Origin of the sequence: Vibrio sp. JPW-9-11-11, assembly GCF_013369335.1 — a bacterium.
In the GTDB taxonomy this organism is placed as follows: domain Bacteria; phylum Pseudomonadota; class Gammaproteobacteria; order Enterobacterales; family Vibrionaceae; genus Vibrio.
In genome coordinates, this window is sequence record NZ_SZQJ01000009.1 from 38,269 (window position 1) to 57,717 (window position 19,449).

At 48.0% G+C, this 19,449-nt stretch carries 19 protein-coding genes; 2 read left to right on the top strand and 17 right to left on the bottom strand.

Annotated features, from left to right (window positions below; genetic code table 11):
* Window positions 1-38: 38 nt before the first annotated feature.
* From FCU94_RS12560 to FCU94_RS12580, 5 genes are all read right to left on the bottom strand, one after another.
* Window positions 39-866, bottom strand: a complete 828-nt coding sequence (locus FCU94_RS12560; RefSeq protein ID WP_176288865.1) for a DUF2861 family protein — start codon at window positions 864-866, stop codon at window positions 39-41.
* Window positions 863-1,513, bottom strand: a complete 651-nt coding sequence (locus FCU94_RS12565; RefSeq protein WP_176288866.1) for a response regulator transcription factor — start codon at window positions 1,511-1,513, stop codon at window positions 863-865. Before FCU94_RS12565 ends, FCU94_RS12560 begins: the two co-directional genes overlap by 4 nt.
* Window positions 1,510-2,892, bottom strand: coding sequence for an ATP-binding protein (locus FCU94_RS12570; protein WP_176288867.1), 1,383 nt, complete (start codon window positions 2,890-2,892; stop codon window positions 1,510-1,512). Before FCU94_RS12570 ends, FCU94_RS12565 begins: the two co-directional genes overlap by 4 nt.
* A 126-nt stretch (window positions 2,893-3,018) precedes the next feature.
* The gene (locus FCU94_RS12575; protein ID WP_176288868.1) at window positions 3,019-3,348 is read right to left on the bottom strand and encodes a hypothetical protein; all 330 of its coding nucleotides are present in this window, start codon (window positions 3,346-3,348) and stop codon (window positions 3,019-3,021) included.
* 115 nt (window positions 3,349-3,463) lie between these two features.
* Window positions 3,464-5,938: a bifunctional diguanylate cyclase/phosphodiesterase gene (locus FCU94_RS12580; RefSeq protein WP_176288869.1), complete on the bottom strand. Its 2,475-nt coding sequence runs from the start codon at window positions 5,936-5,938 to the stop codon at window positions 3,464-3,466.
* A gap of 255 nt (window positions 5,939-6,193) precedes the next feature.
* Here FCU94_RS12580 and FCU94_RS12585 point away from each other — a divergent pair, with 255 nt between their 5' ends.
* A complete protein-coding gene (locus FCU94_RS12585) occupies window positions 6,194-7,123 on the top strand; it encodes an endonuclease/exonuclease/phosphatase family protein (RefSeq protein ID WP_176288870.1) in 930 nt (309 codons plus the stop codon).
* A gap of 99 nt (window positions 7,124-7,222) precedes the next feature.
* On the opposite strand, the gene yghU is transcribed toward FCU94_RS12585, so the two are convergent.
* From yghU to FCU94_RS12600, 3 genes are all read right to left on the bottom strand, one after another.
* On the bottom strand, window positions 7,223-8,083 hold the full coding sequence (gene yghU / locus FCU94_RS12590; RefSeq protein WP_176288871.1) for a glutathione-dependent disulfide-bond oxidoreductase: 861 nt from the start codon (window positions 8,081-8,083) through the stop codon (window positions 7,223-7,225).
* Window positions 8,084-8,247: 164 nt separating this feature from the next.
* The gene (locus FCU94_RS12595; RefSeq protein WP_176288872.1) at window positions 8,248-8,898 is read right to left on the bottom strand and encodes an HAD family hydrolase; all 651 of its coding nucleotides are present in this window, start codon (window positions 8,896-8,898) and stop codon (window positions 8,248-8,250) included.
* Window positions 8,899-9,050: 152 nt separating this feature from the next.
* Window positions 9,051-10,448 (bottom strand): alpha-amylase family protein, encoded by a 1,398-nt coding sequence (locus FCU94_RS12600; RefSeq protein ID WP_176288873.1) that lies wholly within the window; start codon window positions 10,446-10,448, stop codon window positions 9,051-9,053.
* Between the two features lie 273 nt (window positions 10,449-10,721).
* Between FCU94_RS12600 and FCU94_RS12605 the strand changes: the two genes are divergently transcribed.
* Entirely contained in the window at window positions 10,722-11,612 is an 891-nt protein-coding gene (locus FCU94_RS12605; RefSeq protein ID WP_369597255.1) for an NAD(P)-dependent oxidoreductase, read from the top strand.
* A 283-nt stretch (window positions 11,613-11,895) separates the two neighbouring features.
* Here the strand turns inward: FCU94_RS12605 and FCU94_RS12610 are convergent, their stop codons facing one another.
* The 9 genes from FCU94_RS12610 to FCU94_RS12650 all read right to left on the bottom strand — a co-directional run bounded on the left by FCU94_RS12610 (window position 11,896) and on the right by FCU94_RS12650 (window position 19,446).
* Window positions 11,896-12,513, bottom strand: a complete 618-nt coding sequence (locus FCU94_RS12610; protein ID WP_176288875.1) for a glutathione S-transferase family protein — start codon at window positions 12,511-12,513, stop codon at window positions 11,896-11,898.
* A gap of 9 nt (window positions 12,514-12,522) precedes the next feature.
* Window positions 12,523-13,554, bottom strand: a complete 1,032-nt coding sequence (locus FCU94_RS12615; RefSeq protein WP_176288876.1) for an NADP-dependent oxidoreductase — start codon at window positions 13,552-13,554, stop codon at window positions 12,523-12,525.
* A 74-nt stretch (window positions 13,555-13,628) separates the two neighbouring features.
* Entirely contained in the window at window positions 13,629-14,213 is a 585-nt protein-coding gene (locus FCU94_RS12620; protein WP_176288877.1) for a TetR/AcrR family transcriptional regulator, read from the bottom strand.
* Between the two features lie 104 nt (window positions 14,214-14,317).
* Complete coding sequence (gene yqfB / locus FCU94_RS12625; RefSeq protein WP_176288878.1) at window positions 14,318-14,632, bottom strand: N(4)-acetylcytidine aminohydrolase; 315 nt, start codon at window positions 14,630-14,632, stop codon at window positions 14,318-14,320.
* Window positions 14,629-15,828 (bottom strand): DEAD/DEAH box helicase, encoded by a 1,200-nt coding sequence (locus FCU94_RS12630; protein ID WP_176288879.1) that lies wholly within the window; start codon window positions 15,826-15,828, stop codon window positions 14,629-14,631. Before FCU94_RS12630 ends, yqfB begins: the two co-directional genes overlap by 4 nt.
* An 87-nt stretch (window positions 15,829-15,915) precedes the next feature.
* Window positions 15,916-16,362 (bottom strand): hypothetical protein, encoded by a 447-nt coding sequence (locus tag FCU94_RS12635; RefSeq protein WP_176288880.1) that lies wholly within the window; start codon window positions 16,360-16,362, stop codon window positions 15,916-15,918.
* Window positions 16,363-16,836 (bottom strand): OsmC family protein, encoded by a 474-nt coding sequence (locus FCU94_RS12640; RefSeq protein WP_176288881.1) that lies wholly within the window; start codon window positions 16,834-16,836, stop codon window positions 16,363-16,365.
* A gap of 74 nt (window positions 16,837-16,910) precedes the next feature.
* Window positions 16,911-17,663: a substrate-binding periplasmic protein gene (locus FCU94_RS12645; RefSeq protein WP_441351743.1), complete on the bottom strand. Its 753-nt coding sequence runs from the start codon at window positions 17,661-17,663 to the stop codon at window positions 16,911-16,913.
* A 103-nt stretch (window positions 17,664-17,766) separates the two neighbouring features.
* Window positions 17,767-19,446 (bottom strand): RluA family pseudouridine synthase, encoded by a 1,680-nt coding sequence (locus tag FCU94_RS12650; RefSeq protein WP_176289184.1) that lies wholly within the window; start codon window positions 19,444-19,446, stop codon window positions 17,767-17,769.
* Window positions 19,447-19,449 lie beyond the last annotated feature (3 nt).

A 19,449-nucleotide genomic window follows, 5' to 3' on the forward strand; every position in this document is an offset into this window, starting at 1 on the left:
ATGCGCTCGAACTTGCAAGCAATTGTCACCTCACTGTCTCATTGACTGACAGGGAGAACATCGGTCAATGTGACGCGCTGAATATACTCAATTTTGATGTTCGCTTGGTATTCATATAACAAGGCAGAGGCGCTTAGGTATTGAGCATTATCGCGAAATAGATTATCTGGTAACTGAACGTGTGTTTGATTGAGCGTTAGAGGCGTACGTTCGCCGACCTGATCATAGTGGTCGTCAAACCATTGCAACAAGACTTGCAGAGGCTGGCAAGTTTGCGTGGTACTTGGTACATCGACATTTAAACGATTCGGCTTTGCCCCATCACGCATCAACCAACCCGACGTATCGAAGTCAGACAGCAGCAGAGAAATAGTCTGACTGGCAAAACTCAGTTGATAAAGTCCAGGCTTTGGCTTTAACAGTAAATCACGGGTTTCCCACTCCTGATAAAACTTACCGGGCAATACGTCGCCGTGAATTAACCGCTCTCCATCTGGTGAGGTCAGCAACAATGGGCCGCTTTGTTGCGCACTCTCGATAGAGATTTTAAGCTGATAACTACTGCTTGAATGCCCCTTTCTACTAATTAAGCTGAGAGTAAAAGGGGGGAATGGATGAGCGCTTGTCAGTCGGTGCCCGCATTCAGAGCGGGACAATATGACTTGTTTGACAGGTTGCCACTGTTCGCTAGCCACCGAATGACTGTCGAGTGCGACAAGCAGCTCTTGCCATGCACGTTGAGGGTTTTGCTGCAACAAAGCCTCAAGTGCTGGCCTAATTGGCGTAGGACGAAACCAGGGCGATTCGGCTTGTACTGGCCAACCGCTCACGAGTAGCAAAACGACGACTAACCAATACGGATTCATGGTAGCTCCTTACGTAAGCGATAACCGATACCGCGGTGAGTTTCAATCTCTAAGCAGGGAAGCGCTTGGCGAAGTCGCAGCACATGATTATCAACGGTTCGCGTGGTTGGAAATGCTTGATAGCCCCAAATCTTATTGAGTAGTTCATCTCGATGAAACACTCGCCCCTGATTGTTTAATAACAGTACCAGTAACTGGAACTCCTTTGGCTTTAGCGTCACAGCCACGTCTTGGTGTGAAACGGTACGACTGGAAACGTCAACGCTCAAAGACTTATAGCAAAGCGTGTTGGCCCCAACAGGGCGCAGTTGAGCCACAACTCGTGCGAGCAACTCTTGGTGTGAGAAAGGTTTCGTCAGGTAGTCTCGAGCGCCTGCCATCAATCCTTCCACGCGTTGGTCTACGTCGATTTTAGCGGTCAGCATGATGACTGGTATCGCCTTAAGGCTTAGCCAATGTGACAAGTGACGAATACTGTCTCCATCTGGCAACTGACGGTCTAGAATCACTAACTCTGCGTTGTACCAATGCTGAGCGACATCCTTAGCGTCGGTTACCCAGTGACACTGATAGCCTTGGCGTTCGAGAAAGTGTGCGAGCCCTTCTCCAAGAAGGCGGTCGTCTTCAATAATTAACAGTGAACTCAAAGGGGTAGCTCCATAGTCACTCGAGTGGGTTGGGTCTCTATCTTCAGTCGTCCGCCCATTTTTTGGATTAAATGACGGACCAATTTAAGGCCAATTCCCATGTTGTCTGGGTTTGGCGAACGTTTAAACCAGCGTTGGTAGCGTGGCGGGAAGTGGCCTTGATCGCAAACCGTGATCCGCAACTGCTGGTTGATACTCGCGTTGACGTGGACGGGTCGCGTCCCGTGATGGAGTGCATTGATAATTAAATTGTTCAGGCAAACACTCAACCAGTAGTAAGGGAGGGTCAATTGCTGATCGTGATTGAGTGTGTAGGGAACTTGGTGAGCGCTGCATACTTGCGCCAACCAATCCTCTAGTGATGCGGTTTGTATCGCGTAGTCGCCTGTTTCACTGAGGTAAGTTTTACTCTGTTCGGTCAGTTGTGATAAGCGTTGGTAGTCTTCCGTTAGGCGCCAAAAGGCACGCTGCGCCTCTTCATTGAGATGGTCAAACTGGTCGCGCAGCATTTCTGTCGTTAAACCCAAACTGGCAATTGGCGTTCTCAACTCGTGGGTTAAGAGTTGTAAAACGAAACGCCGAATGTTGCTTTGCTGGCGCTTTACATACCAAGCGCGGAGCAGCAGGGCAAAGAGGCATATCGACAGCAGCGCTAGTGCAACTTGACTAATCGTTAGGACTGAGTCGCGCCTAGCGATGCAGAGGTTACTGTAGCGAAAGTCACACTGCGTTTGATCGAGTGTGATATTAAGCTGCTTGGCAATTGGACGCCAGCTTGAGCTCGGAACTTGCTTCCAACCCCGCTCTCCACTTAGCCATAGGGTTTGGCCTTCTAGCCACGCGCGAGAGCCCGTTAACAACGCATCGCGTCCGGGCGGCGAAACTTGCTCGAAGATGTCGGCCAATGGGTGACGAGGGCTATTGCCGCTTGTCAGCATCAGTAAGGTTGCTTGCTGCTCTGGTGACAAAACTGCTTGGTTGTGTTCTAGGTATCTATCGACATAACTGCCTCCAGCAGGATGAAGGAAAGCGCCATCCGAAAACCATTGAAAAGGGAGAACGCGCTGGGCGCAGAGTGCTAACTCAAACTCGACCGCCTTTTTTAACCTGTCGCTGATTGGTGTTGAAGCTATACAGCTTTGCCTGATGGCATACAGCGCCTCTATGGTATCCCAAGAAGTTTGAGTGAAGTTGGGGTAATCACTACTGCTGAGTAGAAGAGGAAGCGGGTATTGAGAGAGCTCAGTCTGGGTAACGAGTAGTGCGTTTGAATCCCAACTGCGTTGATAAAGACTCTGCCATAGAGCTTGTATTGATGAGGCCTGCAATGGCATCGAAGTGCAAACAGAAATAAGGGTGACTAACAGGTTTTTTTGCATCAATCGCTTGGCTGATTAAGAGCTGGATAGATAAAGAGTAGTGATTTTTGGCGGAGATTTGTAACCTCTCTGTCAACAAATGGGAGATTTAGCTCAAGAGAGGTGCCCGGCACCTCTCTGGTTGTATTAGGAGTTTGAGCGTCGCATCGTGCCACGATGAGCTTGAAACTCTTGTTCATCAATGATTTGATCTTGGTTGGTGTCGATGCGCTCGAACATCCACTCACTCTGGTTGGCATTTTTCATCAATCGGCCTTCGGCTTGGCGTGCTTGCTTTTTCGCTTGCTGAAAGTCAGTAAACTCTTGCTCAGTAATGACGCCGTCTTGATTGAGATCGATATCAGTAAAGATAGGGGGTTGCTGCATGTTCATCGGGCCATTGCCCTTTGCTTGTAGAGTAAAAGGCAATGAGAGTGCGACGAGAGTGAGCATGGCAGAGACGAGATAGCGGTTCATGGTATCCTCCGATTCCTTGGGGTTCACTATAAGTATACCGTTTAATAACCACTTGAAGTGTAAGGTTATGTAAAGATGGCACACGTGCACACCCAGCTCTCACCGTTGAGACAGCTTAAGGTCGATATTTTGCCGCTAGTTGCTCAATCGAGATCGGACGTTCAATTAAGAAACCTTGTAGCACTTCACAGCCGTAACTCTCTAAGACTTGTTTCTGTGCTTCGGTTTCAACCCCCTCGGCAACGACTCGCATGTGGGCAGATTGAGCGATTGCTAGGATGGCTTTGACCAATGAATCACTGTGTTTTGAAGAGACCATTTTATCAACAAAGACTCGGTCGACCTTTAGTTCGTCTAGCGGCAAGCTACTAAGGTAGCTAAGTGATGAGTAGCCGGTACCAAAGTCATCCAGAGAAATAGTAAAGCCGAGCTCCTTCAATTGACTGATGATCGGGCCGGCTTTAGGTAAGTCACTAATGAGCACGTTCTCGGTGATCTCAAGAGTAATGCGATGCGTCGGGATGTTGTGCTTGGCGACAATCCCGCTTAACTGGTGAGTAAAACCTTCACTCATCAGCTGCACTGGCGAAATGTTGATCGACAACATAGTACTGTAATCGGGTGACGGGAATAGATGACTAAACTCATCACAGGCGCGATCGATGACAAAATGCCCCAGTTTACCGATCAAGCCGATTTCTTCTGCGAGAGTAATAAACTCCAGTGGGGAAACGTGACCCAACTGCCGGTTGTGCCAACGCAGAAGGGCTTCGACGCCATAGAGCTCACCGGAGCGAGCGTAGACCTGTGGTTGATAGACGATAGAGAGCTCGCCTCGGTCAATTGCGCCCCTTAGCTCACGCTCAAGTAGAAAATCGTACTGCACTTGTTTGTTGATCGAAGAGTCAAAGAAGAGCACATCGCCCTTCTGACGCGCTTTAGATTTGTAGAGTACGATGTCAGCTTTAGAAATCAACTCTTCGGGATCGTCACCGTCATTAGGGAACATGGACACACCAATTGAACAACTGGCAAACAGTACTTTGCCATCGATGACAAACTGGCGTTTGAACACGTTTTTGATATTGTCAACTTTGCCTTGGGTTTCGCCAATATCATTCAAACCGGCAAAACAGAAGATAAACTCATCGCCGCCAAATCGGGCCACAAAGTCGTTGGGTCCCATAAAACTCTCAAACTTGTCGCCAATTTCACTGAGGAGTTTATCACCCGCGGTATGGCCGTATAAGTCATTGACTTTTTTAAAGTCATCTAAGTCAACAAACATCACTGCTAGCTGCTGGCAATGCTCAGTCGAGTAGGCGATGCCTTGGGCGATCTTTTGATGTAGTTGCGATCGGTTGGGCAGGCCAGTAAGCTCATCATGACTGGCGAGGTATTCGAGTTTGTCCTTAGTGGTTTGCAAGCTTGCAAAGTCATGATTGATACGGCGTTCAAAGCGTTTGAACCTTTGGGCAATCATTCGGCTTAGCGCGATAGAGAAAATACCGACAAACAAAGTGGTGACCACGCCAATAATGGCCATCTGTTGCATACTTTGGCGCTGTTCTACACGCGCAGTTTGTTCGCGTTGAGCAAGAAAGCGTTGGCTGAGCTCGTCGTATACACCGGCGCCGATACTCCACCCCCAGCTTTGATCTTGAACCACATAGCTGGTCTTAGACAAGTCCCTCAGTTCAGGCGGACCTGAGGGGGCAATATAATGGACAAACTCTTCGTTGGCCGACATTAGGGCCTTAGCACCCTCAATGTTGGCCTCGCTGCCCACGCTGAGCGCATTTTGGCCCAGTAAATCGGAGTTGATGTGTGACAGAATAGTGCCATCTCTGTCGAGCACAAAGACATAACCGAACTCACCAAAGCGCAGATTGGTTAACCAACTCAGAACGGTTTTCTTGATATCGTTTTCAACGTCTACCACATAGTCGCCGGTGCCAATGAACCAATCGTAAGGTTCGAAGTATTTGCCGAAGCCAATTTTTTCAAACTCTTTGTTTTTGTTATCGGGCTTTACAAACCACCAGCGATAAAACGCCTCTCCTTGCGCTTTGACTATCTCGCCCATCTCACGCACGATGTAGCTGCCCCTAACATCTTTGAAGTCCCACAGCGACGTTCCTTCAACCCGGGGTAGCAGCGGGTGCATGATATTGAGCCCATCGGTTTTGTAGATAAAAAAGTACCCGCGGCCGTCATTAAAACGTATGTCGCGTAGGGCGTCGGTGATTAATCGAGTGACCTCGGCTTCTGGTAAATGCTTATTGCTTTGGTAAAGGCGGGTGGCGATGTTATGCGCTTCGTAGATTCGCGCTTGAATGGTGCTCTCTAGCTGCTGTTCTGTTTGCGCGCGAGCGTGAGCAATCTGTTGCTGAACGTACTCAACGCGGTTGGTCAGTGTGACATATTGGCGCTGCTCGGCCTCTTCTCTTAGTGACACTAACTCTTGCTGAGAACTGAGTAGTTGATCTCTGGCGGCGACGGCAACCCAAACTAAGGTAAAAAACGCAACAATTAAAGCGGGAGCGTAGGTGATCAGGTTGAGTAGTTTTTTGTCGGTTAACGTGGTCATAGAGCTCCGCGTATCAGGCAGTCAAACATTTGTTCTTGTTATAATAATGAATGACTTTATTACAGCTAAATTCGCTTTTGGTCTAAAAAAGTAAAAAATTAGTGACAGCAAGGTCAATTTTATACATATCTCGATCTCTGTCTCATTTCTGAGATGGTGACGCGTGTCTCACTGTGATGATTAGCGTACGCTTTTTCCTCCCGCCGATGATTTTCAACCATACTTGGTGTAGGTATCGAGGGAGAGTGAGTGCGAGTGAAGCGAATATTACTCTGGTTGACGGTTTTTACACCGACACTGTTGTGGATCAGTTTGACCTTCTATGAGGCTACGTGGTGGATTGAGAATCTGGTCGCTTTTCCGGCGCTGTTTCTAATCGTCAACCTGTGCCTGTTTTTGGCTATGACACTATTACGAGCGTGGGCGCCAGCAGCTTTATGTGTGATTTTTGCTTTGACTTTCTTTTTGTTGAGTCCAAAAAACAACCATGATTTCGTCGTCAACTGTGTGAATCCAATCACTGTTGCGCAATACAACCTCTACTACGAAAATCCAGACATCAACGCGTTTATCAATGACCTACTTTCTTCTTCTTATGATCTGGTGGTATTGCAAGAAGTCGCGCCGGAAGTGGGAGAAAAATTGCATTCTTTGGACGACCACTATCCTTACTATTTTGGCGGTCAAGAAGGGGTGGGCTACCCTGCGAGTCAGATGATTTTAAGCCGTTACCCTCTCAAGGCAATATCGGTTTATATGACACCGGATCAGCAGGCGATCATTCGTGGTGTCTGGTACCCCAATACGCAAAAAGCGATCGATTTTATCGCCGCTCATCCTCCATCACCAAGGACAAAAGCTTTGTGGTATCGGCGCAACGCGCTAATCCGTACAATAGAGTCACTCATCGAGATTTATCCGAGCAAAGAGTTGTTGGTTGTTGGAGACTTCAATCTGTCATCGGTTAGTTTGCGTTTTGGTAAAATCTTGCCCAGTTTCCAGACTGCGCCTGTTGCAAGTTGGCCCAACGTTGTGCCGTTTGAGACACCGAGCTTTTTGAAAATTGCGATTGACCACTTGTGGTTAAAAGCGACTGAAACGGGTAGAAGGATTTGTCAGCGAACCAGTTTCACTGAGCCGAAAGGCTCGGATCACAACCTTGTTGTTACCACCATAGGGTACTGAAGCCATCAGGCTAGCAAAAATGGCATCGCGGATAGCTCTACCATTCTTGCTAGGGTGTTGGGTTTGGTGCTAACCCTGCACAAGGACGTGTGGTTTTGCTTATTGAGGTTTTCGAGCGAGCACTTGGTCAATATCTTCCGCGCAGTGTCGTTCTGCTAATTGCTCCCACTCTTCACCGAAAGTACGGTTAACAATGCGCCCGCGTTGAACACCTAGACGGGCTTCAACTTGTTTGGCCCAGCGCACAACATGAGTGTATGAACTCACTTGTAAGAATTCAGCGGCATCATAGAGTTTCCCTAGCACTAAGTTCCCATACCAAGGCCAAATTGCCATATCGGCGATAGTGTAGTCTTCACCCGCGACATAAGTGTGTTTCGCTAGTTGTTTATCCAGTACATCTAACTGGCGTTTTGCTTCCATCGCAAAGCGGTTAATTGGGTATTCTTGCTTTTCATCTGCGTAAGCATAGAAGTGGCCAAAACCACCACCGAGGAACGGGGCGGATCCTTGAGCCCAAAATAACCAATTGAGGGTTTGAGTGCGCTCAGGACCGCTGGCGGGTAAGAAATGACCGAATTTTTCGGCTAAGTGAACTAATATAGAGGCCGACTCAAACACATTCACCGCTTGTTCGCCACTCAGGTCTAGTAGCGCTGGAATCTTTGAATTGGGGTTAATGTCAACAAAGCCAGAAGAAAACTGCTCTGCTTCACCTATGTTGATTAAAAACGCGTCGTACTCGGCCTCCTTGATGCCAAGAGCAAGCAGCTCTTCGAGTAGGATCGTCACCTTTTGCCCATTTGGCGTGCCCAATGAATACAGTTGAAGGGCGTGTTCACCTTTGGAAAGCTCTTGCTCGTATCGGGCCCCTGATTCTGGGCTGTTGATGTTTGCCCACTTGTTCCCTCCACTGACATTATTGACCCATACTTTTGGCGGTACATATTGGTTTGTCATCGTGAATCCTCGGTTGATTATTGTCCGGCATGATCAGAGATTGGGCTAAGGTGATGGGATTAAAACCCTTGCTGGTGGTTTTTATTAGAACGCTTGGTTATTGGACAACAACAAAGGGTATAAAGCGGGCAAGGCAAGCACAGCCAACACTGTGCTTGTAGAGATCAAGGGTGCGACTTTAGATAACTGAGCGCATGGTTCAAGGAAGGCACAATATGATGACCGAGTGCCTTAACCTCGTCACTCGGTTCAACCAAGTCTGGGACTTGAAACGTTGTCATGTTGGCAGCGACTGCACTGCGCACGCCGTTATTTGAATCTTCAAATGCGATGCATTGTTGAGGGTCGACTCCCAGCCTTGAAGCCGCCAGCAGGTATATTTCTGGGTGGGGCTTGCCATGGCTCACTTCACAGCCACAGGTGAGATTGGTGAAGTATTGGCTGAGGTTGGCAAGTTCAAGCTTGACCTGCGCCACCTCACGGTGGGTGGAGGTCGCCACTGCAACGGGGATCTGCTTTGCATTAAGCCACTCAAGCAGTGCCACGACGCCTTCTTTTACCGGAATAGCCTGATGCTTAACGACACTGTCGTATTGCGTGCGCCACTCTTGATGGAGTCGCTCATAGTTCTCGCCATACGCTCGGCGAAAAATGGGCTCAATCCCGGCAGAGTTTCGACCGATGATTGACAGATAAATGTCTTCATAAAATGGCACATTGACGGTTTGGCAAGCTTGTTTAAAAACGTGCATACAGAGACGTTCTGTATCGAGGAGTAGGCCATCCATATCAAAGATGGCGGCTTGAAATTTCATAGGTACAGCTCAATCCACAACAAAGGTGGCCAGTATTCTTGCACAGTTGGAGCAGAGAGTAAAAATGATTGAATGGGCGTAAAAAGCGAACACGCGCATTGGTGGGCTGAATGAACCTTTGGCCCAGCAGACGCGCTGGGCCAAAGCGTGGATTACAACATCCACATTCTTGCGCTGCGGGCAGGCAATGTAAAGTTGTGATAACGTGAGCTAACGGTCGTACTCTCACCACTCAATGGGTCTTTATAAGGGGTGTACCAATTGAACTCATGTTGGTAGGTATCCACCGTGACTTGTTTGCTCTCGCCACATTTATTGATCCCGACGACCCCTTGTTTGCCGCGCTTGAACAGTAAAGTGCACTGATCGCTTGAGAGTACAGTCATACTCTGTCCTTGCATCGCGTTATGGAATCTGAGCATGTTGATCATAGTGGCGTCTCGCCATACATCAGCCCAACGGCCATTATCTCTGTCTTCATTGTCCGGTAAGTCGTCGCTATAAATAAGCGGGGTTCCACCATCTTTTCCTAAAATGTAAGCATAAGCGAGCTGTTCATCTGTTGAGTCCATTATTTGATAGCGAAAGCCATCATTGGTCGGAATATCGTGGGTGATGGTAAAAGTGATCGCACGTGAGTCATCTAATGCTTGACCATAGGCTTGTGGGTCGTGAAGTTGGTTCATTCCACCAGAGAATGAAAAGGCCGCTCGAATGGATGCAAACAACGGGAAGTCATAAGCCGCGTGATCGGTGTTATTAAGATAAGGGGCAAGAAAAGCTTCATAGCCGCTATCGCCTTGTCCGCCACTGGTAATCACCTCTCCGAAGATATGCATGCCTGCGGTGATCTCTGAGCTGAATATTTGGTCGATTTGATACTGGCTCATATGCTTGACAGCATCAATGCGAAACCCTTTGATTCCCATCGCTTTCAGTGCGTTTAAGTAGTGTTGTTGTTGGCTAATAACCCATTGATTAGGGTCGAGATCGGGCAAGCCACTATCGCCTTGATCCCCGCATAAGCGCCAATACTGAACATGGCCTGGATCACTCCAATTGGTAATACAGCCTGCTGGATGGAAATCATCGGCGGAAAAAAGATTGTCCTGCAGATCACCGAAAAGCGTTTGAGCTTGATAGTAATCCGAGCGGTTCTGATAGTCGTTGAGCACTTCAGTACCTGGATAGTTGAGGTCACTGCGCTGCCATGATTCATTCGCCATGTGGTTGAGTACGACATCGGCGTAAACGTCAACACCGACTTTGTTGAGTGCTTGGATCATGACGTTGAGATCTTGCTTGTTTCCCAATGGCGAATCGATGACTCGCAAATCTTGAGGCTGATATCGAGCCCACCATTGACTGCCGCTGGATTTCATCGCGGGTGATATCAACACTTTCTTGAAACCGTTCGCGGCAATCTGAGTCGCGTTGGCAGTGACATCGGTATATTTCCAGTTAAATGCGTGCAAGATCGCATCGGCGTAACTGATAGGCGAAACGGTGAGTATCGCGCTGGCAGCGCATAGTCGTATTATATTTTTCATAGGATATTCTCGTTATTGGTATTCAGTAAAATGATATTTTTTTGCGTTTTTATGGGTAGTGACGAGCCGCGGCTGCGGAATCCTGATCACCTTCGGTAGGGGCGAAAATGCCAACTTTGTTAGCGCGATAGTAGTTTGTACTAACTGGTTAATATTTGTACGTTTACCGTATGCACGGAGGTTGGCACAGCGCAAAGTGAGCGCCGAGTCACGTTTATATCCGCTGTAAACTAGGAGGGGTCTAGTGGTAAAGTGAACGTTCGCACGATAAACATAGAAAGGAAGAAAATGAGTCAGCATAATGTCGCTTTTATTGGCCTAGGCGTGATGGGCTATCCAATGGCTGGATTTCTAAGTCGAGCAGGCTTTACCACCAAGGTGTATAACCGTACTACCGCCAAAGCTCAGCAGTGGGTTACGCAGCATAAAGGCCAAGCCTGTGACAACCCGCGACAAGCGGCCGAAAACGCTGATATTGTGTTTGTCTGTGTCGGCAATGACGACGATGTGCGCAGTGTGGTCTACGGCGAGAACGGAATATTGGCAGGAATGAAACCAGGGGCAATTCTTGTTGATCATACCACCACTTCCGCCGAATTAGCCGTCGAGTTGGGGCTGGCTGCAGATAAGCAAGGCAACGCGTTCATTGATGCCCCGGTTTCTGGTGGGCAAGCCGGTGCGGAAAATGGAGTACTGACGATTATGTGTGGCGGCGAGCAAGCGGTGTTTGACACGATCAAACCTGTCATGGACGTGTATGCCAAGCAGATCTCTTTGATGGGTGAGAATGGCCAAGGACAGCGCTGTAAAATGGTCAACCAAATTTGCATCGGCGGTATTTTACAAGGCTTGAGCGAGGCCTTATTGCTGGCCGAAAAATCAGGGTTAGACATCGCACAAGTGGTTGAGACATTGAAACACGGCGCTGCTGGGTCTTGGCAAATGGAAAATCGCGCAGTGACTATGTCACAAGGCCAATTTGATTTTGGTTTTGCCATCGATTGGATGCGCAAAGATCTAGGCATTTGCCTAGACGAGGCACAGCGTGCAGGGTTGTCACTGCCTCTTACACAACGAGTTGACCAGCAATATGCACAGCTACAGCAAGACGGCTTGGGGCGAATGGATACCTCGGTGTTGATCAAAGCCGTGGCCAAGGGTTAGTAAAAGATAAACAACTCTTTGGTATCAAATAGTTTGAAGAAGTTGAAATCACTCATCGCATTTTCCTTCTCTAATCGGGTGACAGCCGCATCGATAGTTATGCATCATTGCACTTATCTGTGCGGACTCTTTAAACTTAGTGCAGCTTTGTTGCTTTCGCCACAATGTGCTGTGTTACTAGAGAGAATAGGACTGGAGTAAGGGGATGGCTAATCGCTAGTTTGGATTAGTTTGATAGGCCAAAGTGATGATAAAGGGGAGCATGCAGCTCCCCTTAGTGTTATCAGCCATATTTGACTTCAAGTTCCAGTGCTTTTTGGTAACACGGATGTTGAGCCAGTTGCTGTTGATATCGGGCGATATTAGGGTAGTGCTCGAGTAGGCCAAACTTGGTCAATACATCAAACACAAACGACATCATGATGTCTGCTCCGGTTAAACGCTCTTCTACCAGGTAGGTTTTGCCTTCCAATCGCTCGTTGACGTAAGTCATCACTTTTTTGATTTCTGCGTCGGCATAATCTGCGACAAAGTTGGTCGGCGCACCATCTTTCGCGATAAACACTTTTAGCAGCAGCGGTAAAATGGCAGAGCTTTCTGCAAAATGCAGCCACTGCAGGTAGTCGATATACTCAGGGCTCTGTTTCTCTGGCGCGAGTTGTGTTGGTGCATATTTTTCAATTAAATATTCGGTAATCGCACCAGATTCGGTTATCACGCGGCCATCTTCTTCAATCACGGGTGATTTACCCAGCGGATGGACCGATTTCAACTCTGGTGGCGCTAAAAACGAGACGTTGTCACGTTGGTAAGGCACAATCTGGTAGTCGACTTCTAGCTCTTCTAGTAACCAAATAATACGCATAGAGCGCGATTGGTTGAGGTGATGTAATTTGATCATTGTCGCTCCTTACAATGGTTGGTTCGTTTGCACGACTAACTTGCCAAAGTTCTTCCCTTCAAGAAGACCAATAAAGGCTTGTGGCGCGTTTTCAAAACCTTCAACCAAGTGTTCACGGTAATGAATTTTGCCTTGCGCAAGCCACTGAGTCATGTCGGTGGCGAACTCGTTGTAGCGGTGCGCGTAGTCATCAAAAATGATGAAGCCTTGCATTTTAATACGCTTGACCAGTAACTGGCCCATCAACATTGATAAACGATCCGGTCCCTCAGGTAGAGAAGTGGCGTTGTATTGAGAGATAAGTCCACAGAGTGGGATACGCGCGCTAGTGTTAAGCAAAGGCATAACCGCATCAAACACTTTGCCACCCACGTTCTCAAAATAGATATCAATGCCTTGATCACAGGCTTTGGCTAACTGCTCGGCAAAATTGTCGGCTTTGTGATCGATACACTCATCAAATCCGAGCTGCTGTTTGGCGAACTGACATTTTTCTTCGCCGCCAGCGATACCGATGACTTTGCAGCCTTTGAGTTTGCCAATTTGGCCGACCATTGATCCAACCGCGCCGGTCGCCGCGGCAACCACTAAGGTTTCACCTGCTTTAGGCTGGCCGATATCAAGTAGTCCCATATAGGCGGTAAAACCTGGCATTCCCATTACACCCAAGGCGTAAGAAGGATGGCTTGGATTTTTACCCAGCTTGATCAGTCCTTCGCCATCAGAAAGGCCATAGTCTTGCCAACCTGTGTATGCCAGCACCCATTCGCCAACCTCGAAGTCAGCGTGATTGGATTGTTCAACTTGACACACGGTCCCCCCAACCATCACATCATTGATTGCTACTGGTTCGGCGTAAGATTTCGCATCGCTCATTCGACCACGCATATAAGGGTCGAGAGAAAGATAAACAGAGCGAAGGAGCATTTGACCTTGGCCTGGTTGCGGTTTATTCGTGTTTTCTAGGCGAAAATCGGACTCTTTGGGCGCACCTACGGGTCTTGAAGCCAATACAATGCGTCGGTTTGTCGTCGTTGTCATGGTTGTTTCCTGTTATTAGACCAGTCGTCTAGTTGTGGTGTTAAAAAATCCCGTCGTATCTTCGACGGGAAGGATTAGGCGTTGAGTAACTGCTTGGTTGCTTCAAAGCAGTGGTGCAAATTCACTTGATCTTGATTGAGCTTATTGAGCAGGCTTGCACCGAGCCATTGTTGGTAAAGAATGCGCGCCGTTACGGCCGAATCCAATGTTGCAATCGAACCATCTTGCACGCCCGACTCAATACTGGCTGCCAGTTGCTCAATAATTTTATCCGCGCCTTGGGCCAAAGTGACTCGCATTGTGTCGGATAAGTCAGAGACCTCAGCGCTCAGTTTAACGACTAAGCATTTGTTGGCGTTACATACACCGTTTTCGATCTCCAGCCAACGTGAAAAATAGTTCAATACACGTTCACGACCGCATGCTTCTCCACCATGAAGTACATCACGAGCGCGAACTATATAAGTCTTGAAATACTCTTCGATCAGCGCCTGACCAAACTGCTCTTTCGATTTGAAGTAATGGTAGAACGATCCTTTGGGAACGTCAGCGGTTTTGAGTAGTTCGCTTAGACCAACAGCGGTGAAGCCTTTGGTGACCACTAGTTGATAACCGACTTCGAGAATATGTTGGCGCGTGTCTTGAGTTTTTGCATTCATGGGTGGACTATAATGCAAATTAGACCAGTCGTCTAGTGTCGATTGGCAAGCTATAGGCGATAAACAGTCAAGCCAGTCTCATTGTCTGGCTTGACTGCGATGGATTAAATCAGCTCGTAGCGGATTTCGAATAGGGCGTCGGTATTGGGATAAATCTCACGAATGAGCTGTTTGAGCTTTGGTAGCTCAATGGCCTCTTGTTCGGCGTGAAATTCATTGATCTCTTCAAACTTCAGCGGCGTGACCGATAAAATGCGAATGTCACACACTTTTTGATCCGTTTCTAAAGTGAACACTTCCACTTCAGTGCCAGGAACATAATCGGACTCAGACTCATCACGGATAGTGATGGTTTTCATCCCCGAGGTAATCAGGGGAGTGAGGAACTCGAAAAAGGTGATTTTCGTCGGCGCGCTCATGAATTCTCCTTCGCTTGACGTTTATGTTTGGGCACGTAGTTGAGGATTGACACAGGCACAGGTTTACGTGGCTCGAACCCTTCCACTTCACGACGTTCAATTAGGTGGCCTAAACGCGATTCGATCATGCATAGGTTTTTAAAGTTATCTTTAGCGACAAAAGAGATCGCTTCACCTTGAGCATCTGCGCGACCGGTACGACCAATGCGGTGAACGTATTCATCTGCTGGGAACGGAAGATCGTAGTTGACCACGCGGGTTAAACCTTCGATGTCGATGCCACGCGCACCAACGCCCGTGGCGATCATGTACTTGATTTTGCCTGCTTTAAAATCTTCTAACAGTTTTGCGCGCACTGCTTGACTGCGACCACTATGAAAGGCTTCAGCGTGGATACCACGTTTTTCAAGCTGAGTCGCAAGCTTAGCGGCACCATGTTTGGTTTCGATAAAGATCAGCGCTTGGTCCCAGTCATTTTCTTTAATTAGGTGACTAAGTAGTGCTGACTTCTTATCTTTATCGACGGTAATTAACCATTGCTCGATGTTCTTTTTCGAGGCTTGGTTGGCAGCAATAGAGATCTCGTAAGGGTTGTAAACCGCGGTTTTGGCTAAATCGCGTACCTTGTTCGAGAGCGTCGCTGAAAACAGTAGGTGCTGAATATCGGTTGGTAAGCGGTCGAGGATTTTGTTGATGTCTTCGATAAAGCCCATATCGAGCATACGGTCAGCTTCATCAAGCACTAATACTTCGATCTCTTCAAAGTAAACCGCGCGTTTGCCATACATGTCGAGTAGACGACCAGGCGTTGCCACCAGAATATCAACACCGTCAATCAAGGCTTGTTTTTGCGCTTGTTCATCAACGCCGCCGTACATTGCCAATGAAGTCAGGTTTAGGTGCTTACTGTAGTCTTTCACTTTTTGATCGACTTGCATTGCCAGTTCGCGAGTTGGAGCAAGAATAAGGGCACGAACGCGCTTCTTACGCTGTGTTTCACCTTGCGCTAATTTCTCTAGAATCGGCAGCACAAAGCTTGCTGTCTTACCCGTACCGGTTTGCGCCGCTGCAATGAGATCTTGGCCTTCGAGAATGACAGGGATCGCTTTGGTTTGAATATGGGTTGGTTTGTCGTAACCAAGTTCAGAAATCGCGTTAGTGATAGGTTGGCTTAAGCCAAGTTTTGAGAATGACATGTTTACACTCTGTATCTAGTCGGTTCGTTACCCGTATATTGGACGCAAAGTGTAACAGAAAGCGTGGTGATGCTCAGCTTTGTTTCATCAGCTTGAAAGGTCAACTCGCGTTAAATACCAAGTCCCTTTACATGGCCCATTAGTTAAGTACCATTGGCCTTGGATTTTATTTCGATTAGCGACGCCACTGAATCGGTAGTCCCATTGCCGGTGGGTTGCATAAAGAGTCAGGTTGCCACCTTCCTCTGCGACCCAACCTTTCAGTGACGTGCCATTGTACGTGAGAGTTAAACTGGCTAATCCGTCTTGAATAGTGCCAGTGATAGTGGTTCGCTCGCACATGTTGTTACCACTAACATCGACTCGTCTGCCGACCCATTCTCCGTCAAACTGATGAGAGATCACGAAATCCGGTTGACTGGGCAACTTAGGAAAGGACTCTGGTTTATGAGAGCCAAATAGCCCTTTTTGTTGACCGACCACGACAAAAAGCCCAAAGGCGAGTGTGGTAGCAACAAGCAATGGTTTTTTCATTTAGGGCGACTCTATGATCTCTGTGGTGATCTCAGTCTTAACCGAGTTGGCGATAAAACAGTGTTGATGGGCAAGGTGGTGGAGTTTTTCGAGTTGTGCTTTATTGGGTTTATTTCCGACGAAGACAATAACGGGCTTGAGCGTCACCTTAGTGACCGAAGTTTTACCATTGGCATCCTCCTCCATAACACCTTGCGCAAGATCGGTGTAGCTATCTATCACATAGCGTCTCTTTGCGGCGATACCAAGAAACGTGAGCATATGACAGCTAGAAATCGACGCAATAAACGCTTCTTCGGGGTCGACATTTTCTTCTACTGAAAAAGGTAGCGGTACCACATGCGGAGAAGCAGATGCAGGAACGCTTACGCCACCATCGAACTCCCAGGTGTGGGCTCGGCTGTATTGGTTGTCGTTAAATGCTTCTTGAGCATTACGCTGCCATTTTATCGTGGCAACAAAATGTTGAGACATAGTAACCTCCATGTTGTGTGTCATGGAGGTTAACTCATCATTGTGCCCAGTGTAAACGCGCTAATGCTTACCTGCTATTGCTTGTACTCACCACGGAAAGAAGCATCTCGATACGCTTCGAGTTTGCCTTGTGCTTTCAGTTTGGCCAGCCCGCGATTAAATGCATCAACCAATTCTTGTGCACGCGGGGATTGTTTAGAAATAATGACAAAATAATCTCGGTCTGAGAGTGTTTTGGCATGGGGTTCAATCACGTCGGTCAGGTTTAGCTGAGTGATCAGTTCCATACCGACATCTTTATCCTCTAACACCACATCTAACCGCCCGGCACTGAGCTTTTTATAGTTGTTTTCCGCGCTGGCAATACGCTGGATTTTAACTTGGCCAGACTTTTCGTACTCTTCGATGCCATAGGCGTATCCAGTCACACCGCCAACTTTGAGTGCCCCAAGGTCGCTGGGATCACTCCAAGATACTGGATTGCTTTTTTGTTGAAATAGGGCAGTACTCAAGGTGATGACTGGATCGGTAAAGTGAAATGATTGCTCGCGCTCTGAGTTGCGGCCCCAAATAAGCGAGCCGTCAAACTTGCCCGCTTTGGCCTCTTCAAACCCCCGCTTCCAAGGCAGGTAAGCAAATTCAACTTGATATCCCTCTGCCTCAAAAGCCTCTTTGACGACTTGAGTGATAAAGCCACCTTCTTTTAAAGACTTAGACATATAAGGAGCCCACTCACCGTTGGCAAGGGTGACGGTGTTGGCCTGGCTCAGACCGCTAAGTGACATTGCAGTTGCAAAGCAAAATAAAACGACGGTTCTCATCAACATTTGAGTATCCTCTGGAGTGTTCTTTCTCCTAAAGAATAGTTGTTGATTTAATTATCACCAAAAACCGTTTTCACTTGGTCACTATCACAAGACTAATTAGTGGCTAAAAGCTTTCCGCAACTTGAAACGTCATTCTCTGCTTGGTGTAGGGGTGGTCAAGCTCAAGACGCTCGGCATGTAAATGTAAGCGATTGGCCTTTTCACCGTATAAAGTATCCCCAACCATAGGCGTCGCTAGGCCAAGATGATGGGCGCAGTGGACACGTAACTGGTGAGTGCGGCCGGTCTTGGGTTCAAGATAGAGTTTGGTTCGCCCATCGTCCTGCGCAATTTTTTGCCATGTGGTAAAAGCGGGCTTACCGTGCTCAAAGCAAACCAACTGGCGAGGTCTGTCGACAGGGTCGCCGCGCATGGGTAAATCTATCGTCCCTTCCTCGCCATCTATCCGTCCTTCTAGGAGTGCAACGTAACGTTTATGTACCCCACGAGACATAAACTGCTTTTGTAAGCTCTTGTTGGCGCGTCTGGTAAGTGCAAATACCAATAGGCCGGATGTTGCCATATCAAGACGATGAATGACAAATGGCCCTTCCACATCAGGGAATTGGGCTTGTAATCGGGTGTAGGCTGAATCGGTGATCACCTTACCCGGCACCGAGAGCAGCCCCGAGGGTTTGTTCACCACAACCATCGCCTCGTCTTGATAGAGGATTTCGAGGGGCTTGTCCTCGGCCCAGTTCTCTTCTAATGGATTGTCGTCAACCTCTAGACCTTGCAGCATATGGCCCAGAATCGGCTGACACTTGCTGTTGCAAGATGGATAGAACTGACCATGCTGGCGAACTTCCGATTTTGGTGATGCTCCCCACCAGAACTCGGCGAGTGCGAGCGGTTGATACCCGTTGGCATAGGCATAATGAAGCAACTTAGGGGCAGCGCACTCACCTGCACCCGCTGGAGGGGTTGGCGAGCTGGTATCGGCAAAGATAGATTTGAGTGAGCGCGTCTCTCCTCGAGCATTCAAGAATCGATACTGTTCAAACAGTTTGTTTTGCAGCGCGTTAGATAAACTCGCGCGTTGAGTGATGAGCTGCTCAAGCTGTTGCTCTAGTTGTAACAGCTCGTTTTCGACACCCGCTAGCTTCTGTTGCCACTCAAGCTTGAGGTACTTAAGTTGGTTTTTGTCCGCGACACTTTGTTTGCCTAGTTCATTATTTAGCTTAGCCAAAGCTTGAGGTTCGAGGGTTTTCTCGCCATTTAAGCGCTCAGCTTTGCGTTTTGCGCGACGCTCAATCATCGTATTTCGGTGCGTTGCTTCTTGTTGCTGAAAATCATCTTGAAGCTGTGTCAATCTCTGTTTGAGCGCTGCGCGTTTAGGGCATTGCTCTAGCGATGTGATTTGCTCGCTTAGTGTGGTGATCTCCGCCAGCTCAGAGTGAAAAAAGCTCTGCTCAGTTAACATGTCAAACACCGGAGGTACGAACCCGGGCAGTAGATTTTGCTCGGCCACTTTTCCTGAGAAAGCCGAGAGAAAACCGATTTCTCCCGATGGATTTTTAACCAGAAGTACGCCGAACATCTTTCCAGTACCATTGTGACTTGATCCAAGGCCAAAATTATGCTGCCACTGAGTTTGTGTGCTGAGGTGGTGCTGTAGCTGTTTCGCGGCCAATACACAAAGTGGATGGGGCTGGTAGTAAAAAGGAAAAGTAAACTTCTCTGGCAAAGCGAGGTCTTCAATGGGTTGATTGAAGCGGGTAAAACGGGAAACAATGTGCGACATACG